This is a genomic window from Prevotella micans F0438 (assembly GCF_000243035.1).
Taxonomy (GTDB): domain Bacteria; phylum Bacteroidota; class Bacteroidia; order Bacteroidales; family Bacteroidaceae; genus Prevotella; species Prevotella micans.
In genome coordinates, this window is sequence record NZ_JH594522.1 from 654,357 (window position 1) to 667,150 (window position 12,794).

At 46.3% G+C, this 12,794-nt stretch carries 12 protein-coding genes; 4 read left to right on the top strand and 8 right to left on the bottom strand.

What is annotated here, in order from left to right; all coding sequences use genetic code 11:
* Nucleotides 1–226: 226 nt before the first annotated feature.
* From cysS to HMPREF9140_RS07240, 8 genes are all read right to left on the bottom strand, one after another.
* Nucleotides 227–1,714: a cysteine--tRNA ligase gene (gene cysS, locus HMPREF9140_RS07205; protein ID WP_006952980.1), complete on the bottom strand. Its 1,488-nt coding sequence runs from the start codon at nt 1,712–1,714 to the stop codon at nt 227–229.
* Nucleotides 1,715–1,724: 10 nt separating this feature from the next.
* Nucleotides 1,725–2,696: a ribonuclease III gene (gene rnc / locus HMPREF9140_RS07210; protein WP_006952981.1), complete on the bottom strand. Its 972-nt coding sequence runs from the start codon at nt 2,694–2,696 to the stop codon at nt 1,725–1,727.
* Complete coding sequence (gene fabF / locus HMPREF9140_RS07215; protein ID WP_006952982.1) at nt 2,686–3,948, bottom strand: beta-ketoacyl-ACP synthase II; 1,263 nt, start codon at nt 3,946–3,948, stop codon at nt 2,686–2,688. Before fabF ends, rnc begins: the two co-directional genes overlap by 11 nt.
* 80 nt (nt 3,949–4,028) lie before the next feature.
* The gene (locus tag HMPREF9140_RS07220) at nt 4,029–4,265 is read right to left on the bottom strand and encodes an acyl carrier protein (RefSeq protein WP_006952983.1); all 237 of its coding nucleotides are present in this window, start codon (nt 4,263–4,265) and stop codon (nt 4,029–4,031) included.
* Nucleotides 4,266–4,546: 281 nt separating this feature from the next.
* The gene (locus HMPREF9140_RS07225) at nt 4,547–5,776 is read right to left on the bottom strand and encodes an FtsX-like permease family protein (protein ID WP_006952984.1); all 1,230 of its coding nucleotides are present in this window, start codon (nt 5,774–5,776) and stop codon (nt 4,547–4,549) included.
* A gap of 10 nt (nt 5,777–5,786) precedes the next feature.
* Entirely contained in the window at nt 5,787–6,122 is a 336-nt protein-coding gene (rbfA, locus tag HMPREF9140_RS07230; RefSeq protein WP_006952985.1) for a 30S ribosome-binding factor RbfA, read from the bottom strand.
* Between the two features lie 76 nt (nt 6,123–6,198).
* Nucleotides 6,199–6,834 (bottom strand): O-methyltransferase, encoded by a 636-nt coding sequence (locus HMPREF9140_RS07235; protein WP_006952986.1) that lies wholly within the window; start codon nt 6,832–6,834, stop codon nt 6,199–6,201.
* The gene (locus HMPREF9140_RS07240; protein WP_006952987.1) at nt 6,824–7,255 is read right to left on the bottom strand and encodes a type II 3-dehydroquinate dehydratase; all 432 of its coding nucleotides are present in this window, start codon (nt 7,253–7,255) and stop codon (nt 6,824–6,826) included. The genes HMPREF9140_RS07235 and HMPREF9140_RS07240 overlap by 11 nt, the downstream gene beginning before the upstream one ends.
* 41 nt (nt 7,256–7,296) lie before the next feature.
* On the opposite strand from HMPREF9140_RS07240, the gene HMPREF9140_RS07245 reads away from it, so the two are divergent.
* The 4 genes from HMPREF9140_RS07245 (at nt 7,297) to HMPREF9140_RS07260 (ending at nt 12,737) form a co-directional block, all read left to right on the top strand.
* A complete protein-coding gene (locus HMPREF9140_RS07245) occupies nt 7,297–8,256 on the top strand; it encodes a site-specific tyrosine recombinase (protein WP_006952988.1) in 960 nt (319 codons plus the stop codon).
* 813 nt (nt 8,257–9,069) lie between these two features.
* Nucleotides 9,070–10,620, top strand: a complete 1,551-nt coding sequence (locus tag HMPREF9140_RS07250; protein WP_006952989.1) for a glycine--tRNA ligase — start codon at nt 9,070–9,072, stop codon at nt 10,618–10,620.
* Nucleotides 10,621–10,627: 7 nt separating this feature from the next.
* On the top strand, nt 10,628–11,260 hold the full coding sequence (locus HMPREF9140_RS07255) for an FKBP-type peptidyl-prolyl cis-trans isomerase (RefSeq protein WP_006952990.1): 633 nt from the start codon (nt 10,628–10,630) through the stop codon (nt 11,258–11,260).
* A 58-nt stretch (nt 11,261–11,318) separates the two neighbouring features.
* Nucleotides 11,319–12,737: an MATE family efflux transporter gene (locus HMPREF9140_RS07260; protein ID WP_006952991.1), complete on the top strand. Its 1,419-nt coding sequence runs from the start codon at nt 11,319–11,321 to the stop codon at nt 12,735–12,737.
* Nucleotides 12,738–12,794: the final 57 nt, after the last annotated feature.

The following is a 12,794-nucleotide window of genomic DNA, read 5'->3' on the forward strand; positions in this document are numbered from 1 at the left end:
CCGCAAAATATCTAATGACCAATTGGGGTTTATGAAAAGAGGCTAGAGGAAAACTCGGGATAAGTAATTGTTTAAGATTAAAGTGTGAATATACTCCTGAAAGAGAGATAAGTCTAGAGAATGAGCAGATACTTATCTCTTGTGTAAAAGAAGTATTATGGCCAGTATACATCCGTGAACCTGACATAAGGAAAAATAGGCAAGGAGGGGTGATGTGGAGGGAGAGTCATTTATCCAAACGCCAGGTAACTCCATCTTTTGTGTCCTTGACAACGAATCCGGCTGATGATAGGGAATCGCGAATCTCGTCGCTCACAGCCCAATTTTTCTCTTGTTTGGCTTTGTTACGGAGGTCAAGAATCATGTCGACAACTTTCCCATAAGCCTCTTCGCGTGCACTGTTATCGGCTCCTCGCTCGTTGCGCAGACCTAGAATGTCGAAAGTAAATAGGTGCATCGTTTTGGTGAGTTCTTCGAGGTCGGCAGCAGAGATTTGTGCCTTTCGGGCGTTTATAGCATTGAGGAGATGACTGGCTTCGAAGAGTGTAGAGATAACGGCTGGGGTCATGAGGTCGTCGTTCATTGCTTCGTAGCATTTGTTGCACAGTGTTGAAACAAACTGTCGGGTTTGTTCGTCTGAATCGTTGGATGCTGGCGTTCGTTTGAGTTCTTCGATACTGTTCATGAGACGCTCATAACCTTTTTGTGCAGCTGTCAGTGCCTCATTGGAGAAATCGACCGTACCGCGATAGTGAGCCGAGAGGATGAAGAAACGTATCGTCATCGGCGTATAGGCCTGTGTTAGGATTTCGTGCTGACCGGTGAAAAATTGCTCTAGGGTTATGAAGTTGTTGAGCGATTTGCCCATCTTTTGTCCGTTGATGGTTATCATATTGTTGTGCATCCAATATTTAACCATCTGTTCGCCTTGCGATGCTACGGCTTGTGCTATTTCGCATTCGTGATGAGGGAAGATGAGGTCCATTCCGCCGCCGTGTATGTCAAATCGGTTGCCGAGATATTTTCGTCCCATGGCTGTGCATTCGCAATGCCACCCGGGGAATCCTTGACTCCATGGCGATGGCCAACGCATGATGTGTTCGGGCATGGCTCGTTTCCATAGGGCAAAATCAGCTTGATTTCGTTTTTCATCTACTCCGCTTAGTTCACGTGAGTTTCCAATCATGTCGTTGAGGTTCCGTCCGGATAGGATTCCGTATCGGTGAACTTTGTCGTATTTCTGAACGTCGAAGTATATGCTTCCATTGCTTTCGTAAGCGAATCCGTTTTCGATTATTTCTTTTACGAGCTGTTCTTGCTCAATAATATGGCCTGTTGCCTGAGGTTCGATGCTCGGAGGTAGCACATTAAGCATTCGCATCGCGTCGTGATAACGGTTAGTATAATGCTGTGCTATCTCCATGGGTTCGAGCTGTTCAAGTCGAGCTTTCTTAGCTATTTTGTCATCGCCTTCGTCAGCATCGTGTTCGAGGTGTCCCACGTCGGTTATGTTTCTAACGTAGCGCACTTTGTATCCTATGCGTTTCAGATAACGGAAGAGTACATCGAAAGTGATGGCTGGCCGGGCGTGCCCGAGGTGTGGGTCGCCATAAACGGTTGGTCCGCAAACATACATGCCCACATTTGGGGCTGCAATGGGTTCGAAACGTTCTTTCTGCCTGTGCAGGGTGTTGTAAATAACTAGATTTTGCATCGTTAGCGATTTATTCTCCGAATGCCTTAGCTTCGGCTTCTGCTATTATTATTTCGCGGTCGTCTAGTTTCATTCTATGAGTTTTCTCATTGAATACTTCTGCCTGAAATGGGCATTCGTGCTTAATTTCTTGGTCGGAGGGGCTCACAAAGAAGTTCGTTTCGTCGACTGTTTGAGAAACATCGGCTATTGGTTCCTCTTCCATCTTGGTGCGTTCGGCCTTGGCTGTGAATATTTTGTTTATGAATTCAGAGTCATGATGTAACCGCTGCAGTGTTAGCTTTGAGGCTGCTTGTTGACTTTCCTTCTTTGAATAGCCGGGTGCTTCGCCGCCTTCCACTCCTTCCATAACGACCTGGAATTTAAATATCGGATTTCCTTGCTCGTCGTTGAGGTTTTCAATTAAGCGGAATTCTAGTTCCACCTTGTTCTTTTGAGTCCATTCAATGAGCTTTGACTTAAAGTTCACCTCCTTGTAGGCAACCTTGTCAATGTTAATTAAATCGCCCAGGATTTGGCGCTTCATGAACTTTATGCAGGCTTGATAACCATGGTCTAGATAAAGCGCCCCAACTAGGGCTTCGAATGCGTTTCCGCCCAGATAGCTGTTGTGCGATTGATTGTTTCCACTCGAAAGAATGAGCTGGGTTATGCCTAGCTCTTTGGCTAGCCTGTTTAGTGTGTCGCGTTGAACTATTTTCGAACGCGTATTGGTCAAGAAACCTTCGCGTTTGCCGGGGAAATGTTCGTAAACAATCGCTCCCACGATGGCATCTAGAATAGCGTCTCCTAGAAATTCCAGTCGTTCGTTATTCACGGGTGCTCCTTTTGCACTTCGACGTGCCACGCTCTTATGAAGAAGAGCAATCTTATAGAAATTAATGTTGTGGGGAAGGATTCCGATGATTTGGTATAAAGACAAATAAAGCTCCTTCTCCTTGCGGAAAGGGAGCTTTATTCTGTCTATAATATTATTCAGCATACTTCTTGAATACTACGCAGGCATTGTGTCCGCCAAAGCCAAATGTGTTGCTTAAAGCTGCTCGTACTTCGCGTTTTTGTGCCTTATTGAACGTAAAATTCATGTTGTAGTCTAATTCCGGATCTTTATCATCTTCCGAATGGTTGATTGTTGGAGGAACAATGTCGTTCTTGACTGCAAGAATACAAGCCATTGCTTCAACAGCTCCTGCAGCACCGAGAAGATGCCCGGTCATGCTCTTCGTTGAAGAGATGTTCAACTTATAGGCGGCTTCACCAAAGAGATTCTTTATTGCCTTCGCTTCTGAAACGTCGCCAACAGGTGTTGAGGTTCCATGTACGTTGATATAATCAATATCCTCGGGTCTCAAACCTGCATCGTCGAGTGCGGCTTTCATAACAAGTTTTGCGCCCAGTCCGTCGGGATGCGATGCTGTGATGTGATAGGCATCGGCTGATTCGCCTTCGCCGGCCATCTCAGCATATATCTTGGCTCCGCGTGCTTTGGCATGTTCAAGTTCTTCGAGAATGATGCAACCAGCCCCTTCGCCCATAACGAAACCGTCGCGACTGGCTGAGAATGGTCTCGAAGCACGTTCGGGATCATCGTTGCGGGTCGATAGAGCGTGCATGGCATTGAATCCACCAACACCACATTCGCATATAGCACTTTCAGCTCCACCACTGACAATCATATCGGCTTTACCTAAACGAATCAAATTAAATGCGGCCGCTAAAGCGTTAGTTGAAGACGCACATGCTGATGTTGTGGTGAAATTCGGACCATTGAAACCAAAGCGAATGCTTATCTGACCAGAAGCGATGTCTGCAATCATCTTCGGAATGAAGAACGGATTAAATTTCGGACCAGCATCTTCGTGCTTGGCGTAGTAATCAACTTCTTCCTGGAATGTTTTTATTCCGCCTATGCCAACACCATAGATAACTCCTATGCGCTCCTTGTTAGCTTTCTCTAAATCGATTCCTGAATCTTTTACGCCCTGAATGGCACTCACAACGGCAAGCTGTGTATAGCGATCCAGTTTGCGAGCCTCCTTACGGTCAATGTAGTCATTGAGATTCAATCCTTTCACTTCGCAAGCAAAGTGAGTTTTGAATAAGGTTGTATCGAATTGCGTAATAGGTGCGGCTCCGCTCTTACCTGCAATCATATTTTGCCAGGTTTCCTCCGATGTGTTTCCTATTGGAGTAACGGCTCCGATACCGGTCACTACTACTCTTTTTAATTCCATTGATGTAAGATATAAGTTATTAGAGCAAAAAAATCAAGCGGAAATTTCTTTCCGCTTTTTTCTATTTCACTATTAACTTCTTACTTAGCATTCTCCTGAATGTAAGCAATTGCGTCACCAACAGTAGAAATTTTTTCTGCCTTATCGTCAGGAATGGAGATTCCAAATTCTTTTTCGAACTCCATGATTAACTCTACAGTATCCAAGGAGTCTGCGCCAAGATCGTTTGTGAAACTTGCTTCAGGCTTTACTTCTGCTTCGTCAACACCAAGTTTATCTACGATAATTGCTTTTACCTTTGATTCAATTTCTGACATAATTGTAAGTTTTAAAATGTTTAATAATTACTTTCAACTTTAAAATTCGGCGGCAAAGAAACTGTTTTTTTTCCGGCCTCACAAATATTTCCATCAAAAAAGCTGCAAGTTATGCACATAACGAGAGGGGTTGTGCAAAGAAAATGAGGGTGATTTATCCAATTGTCGTATGATAAAACAGATCTTATCTGGTTAAATATTCCGTTGACTTGATCAATATGGCATTTATCATTAGTGAATATACAGCCGCCTGGGAGAATATCGAATAACCGTTCAATATTTCATTTGGTTAGGCGTTTGCTCATATATCTAACAGGATACCATACAGCTAACCACCCGACGATTATTACGGTGAAAAAGATGAGAATAACGTCCCATGGATGCACACTTATAGGATAGGCTTCGACAACAAAATTACCTGCACGATTGCCTAGGCTCACCAATCCATAGGTTTGTTGAAGCCAACATAGCAGAAGGCCGAAAAGGATTCCGATGAACGCGCCGAAAACCGATATCATTCGTCCTTCGAACAGGAAAATTCTGTTTATCTGTTTGTCGGTGGCGCCTAGATAGCGCAATGTTCGAACATCGTCTTTCTTATCGATTATCAGCATAGACAGCGACCCGATTATATTGAAGCAGGCCACCATTAATATAAAGGTGAGGAATGCGTAGGCAAAAAGTTTTTCGATGCGCATTATATTGAATGTGTCGGCTTGTTGTTCGTAGCGATCTTTTACGGTGAATTTATTTCCGGCGATTTTTTTTATTCGAGCTTTGGTTTCATCTATATCAACGTCGGCTTTGAGGCGTAACTCAAGCGATGTGATTTCGCCCTGCCGACTGAATATTCTTCGAGCAAAGTCTATGGAGGTAATTATGTAGCCTTTGTCGTATTTGCTTTGTTTGACTTGAAACAAAGCTCCAGGCGAAATGAGCGAATCTTCGACAAAAGCTTCTGTGGGATTCGAGGCGTCATATTGTCCTTCGCGTTGCGGGGCATAAATATTAAGATAGTTGCGCCATGCGACTCCGGTCCCTAAATCTTGCGCCAGTCTGATTCCGAGTATTCCATATTGTAGATTAGCGGCGTGCAATTCAAACTTTCCGTCTCCGTATAGAATATCGTTGATGTTAGTTAGTGAGTCGAAATTATCTTCTACTCCTTTAATCGTCACCATGGCTTGTTTGTTGCGATACATGGCCAGGGCCTGATCTTCCACACATTCGGTTGCGACCTCGATTTCGGGCAGTTTTTTTATTTCGGTGAGAATCGGGTCGTCGGCTGCTACAGCTTTTCCTTTAGCCGGTTCGATTTTCAGTTGTGGATCGAAGCCTGTAAAGAACGACGCAATCAAATCAGAGAAGCCATTGAAGCCGCTCAACACTACAACAAGTGCCATTGTGGCCACCGACACTCCAACAACCGAGATGAGACTAATCACATTTATTGCGTGCGTGCTTTTCTTGGAGAAGAGATAGCGACGGGCGATATAGAACGGGAAGTTCATTACGGGAGATTTATTTTTTCAGAAGACTATCGATTCGTTCTATATAGTCGAGTGAATCGTCGATAAAGAATCTCAATTCAGGAACTATTCTAAGTTGATTCCGCACGCGTTGTCCGAGGTCGTAGCGTATTGTTTTTTCGTTTGCCCTTATGTTGTTGAGTAGTTCCTCGCTTTTATCGGAGGGGAATATGCTGAGATACGACGTACAAATACTCAGGTCGGGACTGATTTTCACTCGAGTCACGCTAACCAACACGCCGTGCATAGCTCGAGTTTGACTCTGAAAGATGCTTGCCAGTTCCTTTTGAAGCAAGCGCGAAACACGGTTCAATCTTGTTTCTTGCATAGTAATGTTTAATTAAAAATGGAGGTCTGATTTTGATGTTTGCAAAGGTAGCCATAAGGCTTCGCTCGTTCAAACATTATTTTTTTCGGATGATTGTGAGTCCGTCGCGCAACGGAATAATAACCTTTTCCACCCTATTGTCGGCCGCAACGAAATCGTTGAAACGACGTATACCCAGTGTCTGACTGTCGCCATCATATTCTTCGTCGACCACATGTCCATCCCAAAGTGTATTATCGGCCACGATATATCCGCCATCGTTCAAAATTCCGAGCGTCGTTTCATAAGTTTTGAGATATGTACGTTTATCGCCGTCGATGAATGCCATGTCGAACATGATTCCCAGTTTCGGAGCCTCCACATTAGCATCGCCTATTCGGAAAATAATTTTCTCGGCAAGCGGCGAGCCTTCTATCCATGAGCTGGTAAAATCTTCCATCTCGTCGTTTATCTCGAAGGTATAAATTCGCCCATCGGCCCTTAATCCCTCGGCTATGCAAAGCGCCGAATAACCGCTGAACGTTCCTACTTCTAAAACATTCTTCGGCCCAATCATCTGAACCAGCATCTTCAGAACACGCCCCTGAACATGTCCGCTTGCCATTCGTCCGTGAACGGTTTGAATGTTCGTGGCCCGATAGAGCCGATGTAGATATTCGTTCTCCGGATCGATGTGTGAAGAGATATAATCCTCGATGGTTCTATCCAACATCCCGATGCAATATTAGAGCCTCGACGGCCAAGCGATAACTGTTCATTCCGAACCCCTCGATACATCCCAGGCAAGCTGCACCTATCACAGAACGGCGGCGGAAGTCCTCACGCCCCAAAACGTTGCTCACATGAACCTCGACAACCGGCGTTTCTATAGCTCGAATACAATCAAGTAGTGCAACGCTCGTGTGAGTGTATCCGCCTGCGTTGAGTACAATCCCGTCTGCAGAAAAGCCCACCTCTTGCAGCTTGTCGACCAGTTCGCCTTCGATATTACTCTGAAAATAATCCAGCTCGACATCTGGGAAAATCCTGTGCAATTCAGCCAAGCAGTTTTCCATCGATTCACTACCGTAAATACTGGGTTCGCGTTTTCCAAGAAGATTCAGGTTCGGCCCATTGATAACAATAACTTTCATATCTAAAAGGATTAATTTTGTGTCAACAAAAGTAGCAAATAATGAGAAAAGAATTCACCGACCAATCCAAGCTCATCGCACGATACAGAAACTATCTCAAACTCGAAAAAGGCCTTTCTCCCAACTCCGTCGAGGCCTATATGCTCGACCTCTCAAAGATGCTCACCTTCCTAGAAATGGAAAACATTCCATTGCTCGAACTTCAACTCGAGCACATGGACCAATTCGCCGCCTTCGTTATCGACCTCGGAATAGGCGCCCGCTCGCTAGCCAGAATACTAAGCGGTGTACGACAGTTCTACCAATATCTCGTCGTTGACGGATACATAGAAAACAACCCCACCGAACTCGTCGACTCTCCACGCATTCCCCAACATCTACCCGAAGTGCTCTCAACGGCCGAGGTAGACATCCTCGAACAAGCCATCGACCTCAGCAAATGGGAAGGCCATCGCAACCGAGCCATCATCGAAGTGCTCTTCTCGTGCGGATTGCGAGTATCCGAACTAACTCATCTCAAAATGTCGAACCTCCACCTTGACGAAGAATTCATCCGCGTTATCGGCAAAGGTTCCAAAGAACGACTCGTGCCAATATCGCAAAGAGCAATACGTGAACTCGAATTCTGGTTTGCCGACCGCAACGTAATGAATATCAAACCCGGCGAAGAAAATTACGTGTTCCTCAACCGACGCGGCCATCACCTAACCCGAACAATGGTGCTCATCATGATAAAGAAATACGCCCAGCAAGCCGGCATACGCAAAACAATCTCGCCCCACACACTTCGCCATTCCTTTGCCACAGCCCTGCTCGAAGGCGGCGCCGACCTGCGTTCCATCCAAGCCATGCTAGGGCACGAAAGCATTGTAACAACCGAAATATACACCCACCTCGACACCTCCTCTCTACGCCGACAAATACTCGAGCATCACCCTCGCAACATACACCATCATTCACCGCAACCAAACCCCGACGATTCAGAAACTCTACTACAATAAAACCAGATTCGCCGCCATAAGGCACAGCCAATCCACCTTTATTATAACACCAATACGACATTGAGAAATATCGGGTTTACATAACAAAGAGCAAACTCGATGGCAGTATTGGCACGAACCGGATTTGGGGAGATAAAAACGGTCATCGGGTTCGCTCAAAATTTCTTAGAGAGATGAAAACGGTCATCGAAAAATCGCGCCTGAAACTCAGGGAAGCAAAAACGGTCATCGGGAAAACGTGCCCGAGTTTCGGAGAACAAAAAACGATGACCGTATTGAATCAAAAAAATCGCAGGCGACAAAAAACGTACATCGGGTTCGCACAAAAATTTTCCAGGCACCATTTCCCGGTCACCGTTTTAATTAGAACTTGCCCGAGGCGGTGCAAAACGGCTATCGGGTTCTCAAGCAGTCCTCGTCCCCTTAAAAAGTAAGAACCATCCTTTATTTAACGTGAGTTCGGTTTAAGAATATGTTTAAGCCTCCGAGGAGCCAATGGGGAATAAACAACGAATACCAATTCGGGCGTTCCGCCCGCATGTAGGGACAGACCCCGTGTCTGTCTCCGATACCCATGCCAATTCGGTCTACCGACCGCATGGCAATATTTCATCCTGTCGCGTCAGGGTGCGGACAGACACGGGGTCTGTCCCTACATGCGGCCTACCGGCCGAGTGGGAGTCTCCATTAAACCGAACTCGCGTTATTTAATAGCATCCCAGCCCCGTTGCCAAGGCATACAGGGCCGAATTAATCTTCGGAAGAAATAATTACCTTTGCGCGGTAATTATTGAAAACTAACAACATATATTCATGGTACAGGAAGATATTTTCAAAAAGATTGTGAGCCACTGCAAAGAATATGGTTTCGTTTTTCCAAGCAGCGACATATACGACGGTCTTGCTGCCGTCTACGACTACGGACAGAATGGCGTAGAACTGAAGAACAACATAAAACAATATTGGTGGCAATCGATGGTGCTACTGCACGGCAACATCGTAGGCATCGACGCCGCCATTTTTATGCATCCAACCGTATGGAAAGCCAGCGGACATGTCGACGCTTTTAACGACCCATTGATTGACAACCGTGACTCGAAGAAACGCTATCGTGCAGACAATCTCATAGAAGACCAAATCGGCAAATACGAAGAAAAAATAGAAAAGGAAATCGCTAAAGCCGCCAAGAAATTCGGCGATTCGTTCGACGAAGATAAGTTTCGCGAGACCAATCCGAGAGTGCTCGAAAATCAACGGAAACGCGACGCACTTCACGCCCGATATACTGAGGCCATGCAGGGCCCCGACCTCGGAGAACTGAAACAAATAATACTCGACGAAGGAATTGTCGACCCAATCAGCGGAACAAAGAACTGGACCGATGTTAGGCAATTCAATCTTATGTTCTCAACCGAAATGGGGTCGCTCTCCGACGCCACAAACAAAATATACCTCCGCCCCGAAACAGCACAGGGCATCTTTGTGAACTTCCTGAACGTACAGAAAACCGGGCGTATGAAAGTACCCTTCGGAATAGCCCAAATAGGTAAGGCTTTCCGTAACGAAATCGTAGCCCGCCAGTTCGTATTCCGCATGCGCGAATTCGAGCAGATGGAGATGCAATTCTTCTGTCAGCCAGGCACAGAAATGCAGTGGTTCGAATACTGGAAGAAACATCGCATGGCATGGCATAAAGCACTCGGCATGGGCGACGAAAACTATCGTTTCCACGACCATGAAAAGCTAGCCCATTATGCCAACGCCGCATCCGACATTGAGTTCCGCATGCCATTCGGATTCAAAGAAATTGAAGGCATACACTCACGCACCGACTTCGACCTGTCGCAGCACGAGAAATTCTCCGGCCGACAGGTGAAATATTTCGATCCGGAACGCAACGAAAACTATACGCCTTATGATGTCGAAACCTCGATAGGAGTAGACCGAATGTTCCTCACCGTGATGTGTCACAGCTATTGCGAGGAAAAACTCGAAAACGGCTCAGAACGCATTGTTCTTCGACTGCCCGAACCGCTCGCACCGGTGAAATGCGCCGTGTTACCGCTAGTAAATAAAGACGGACTGCCCGAAAAAGCAAAGGAAATTGTCAACGCCCTCAAATTCCACTTCAATACACACATCGAAACAAAAGATTCCATCGGCAAACGCTATCGTCGGCAGGACGCCATCGGAACCCCATTTTGCGTAACTGTCGACGGCGACACACTAAACGACAATACCGTAACTCTGCGCCACCGCGACTCGATGAAACAAGAACGTGTGCCAATCGAAAAACTGCGTGAAATCATTGAAGATCGAGTATCGATAACCTCGCTACTCAAAAAAATAGACATAGACAATTAAAACAAATATGAAACATTCCAACCCAATCAGGAACGCCGTCATAGCGGCTGCTCTTCTACTCACAACAGGTACATTCTTCTCTTGTTCGGAAGATAAAATCGAAACAATCGAGGAATATCCCAACTGGAAGAGCACCAACGAAGCATATTGGAGCAAACTTTACAACGAAACCAAGCAGAAAATCGATGCCGGCGACACGTCGTGGAAGATTATTCTGAACTACACCTACCAGAACCAAACCAACCCATCGGGCACCCCTCCAACATATCGCCCCGACCAATACATCATTGTGCACGAACTCGAAAAAGGAACAGGTGCAGGCACCCCGCTCTACACCGATTCCGTACATATTCACTATCGAGGTCGATTGCTCCCGTCGACAACCTACACCGCCGGTTTCATAACTGAAACATCCTGGGGCACGGACAACTTCAACCCACTCACAGCCCGACCGGCACAAATGCGAGTAAGTAAAACGGTAGACGGATTCGCAACCGCACTCCAGAACATGCACATAGGCGACCATTGGATGGTTTATGTGCCCTACAGACTAGGCTACGGAGTTAGGAAAAATCCCAGAGTTCCGGCCTATTCAACTCTAATATTCGACCTCCGGTTGGTGTCGTTCTATAAATTATAAAACATCATATTAAAGGTTTGAACTTCAAAATTCAAACCTTTTTTAGTCACTAGTCATTATGGCCGTTTCAGACACTTTACTAGCGAAAATCCGCGGCGGAGAACAAATCACAACAGCCGAAAAACTAAACCTCATAGTCCAGCTCAGCATTCCCTCAATGCTCGCCCAAGTAACCACCGTGCTCATGTTCTACATCGACGCATCTATGGTGGGCTCGCTTGGCGCCAATCCATCGGCCGCTATCGGATTGGTTGAACCGGTCACATGGCTCTTTGCCTCGCTAAGTAGTGCCTGCTCCATGGGATTCTCCGTACAGGTAGCCCATTTCATCGGCGCCAACGATTTCGAAAAGGCCAGGGCAGTTATGCGACATGGCTACATCTTCGGTCTCGCAATAAGCTTCGCTCTGATGATTCTCGCAGCAGCTGTAGCTTTCCCACTACCCGGATGGCTCAAAGGCGGAACCGACATTCAACACGACGCATCGCTTTATTTTCTAATCTTCTCATTCGCCATCCCCTTTGTTCTGCTGGAACAACTCTCGGCCTCAATGCTGAAAGTGTCGGGCGACGTTCGCCGGCCAAGTTTTATCGCAGTGCTCATGTGCGTGCTCGACGTAACGTTCAATTTCTTCTTCATTTTCCCCACCCGAACAATTGAAGTGTTCGGCATACAGATTGAAGTATTCGGACTCAATCTCGGCGTAAAGGGTGCAGCCCTGGGCACAGCCTCATCCTTTGCGGTAGGTGCTCTTCCATTGATATATTTCGCAATATTCCGCAGTAAGATTCTAGCATGGAAGCTCGATAAAGAACGTTTCGTATGGATGTGGTCATACATCCGAAATGCTGTCAAGATAGGTGCACCGATGGCCGTTCAGCAAATGCTGATGAACGGTGCACAAGTGGTGTCGACAATGATTGTAGCCCCACTCGGAAACATCTCCATCGCTGCCCATTCGTTTGCTATAACAGCCGAAAGCCTGTGCTACATGCCGGGCTATGGAATCGGTGAGGCTGCAACAACACTAGTCGGACAAAGTATGGGGGCACAACGTCGCGAACTGTGCTACAGTTTTTCGCATATGACGGTCTTCATCGGAATGGGCGTAATGGCTCTTATGGGTGTGGTTATGTATGCGTTCGCGCCGGAGATGATTGGCCGGCTTTCTCCAGTTGAAGAGATACGCGAACTCGGAACGGCCATCCTACGCATCGAAGCGTTTGCCGAACCGTTCTTTGCCGCCTCGATTGTAATTTACTGCGTATTCGTAGGCGCTGGCAACACCATCCGCCCATCTATCATCAACCTTGGTAGCATGTGGCTAGTTCGCCTCACGCTCGCCGCCATACTTGCTCCAACCTACGGTCTGCGTGGCGTTTGGTTTGCAATGGCTATAGAGTTGACTTTCCGCGGAATATTATTCCTCATCAGTTTATTCCGTGGCAGCTGGATGAAGAATTTACAAAAGGAATAACAAGACTCCATATCCTGCCCACTCAATAAACTCTCCAATTGGTCATTAGAAAATCAA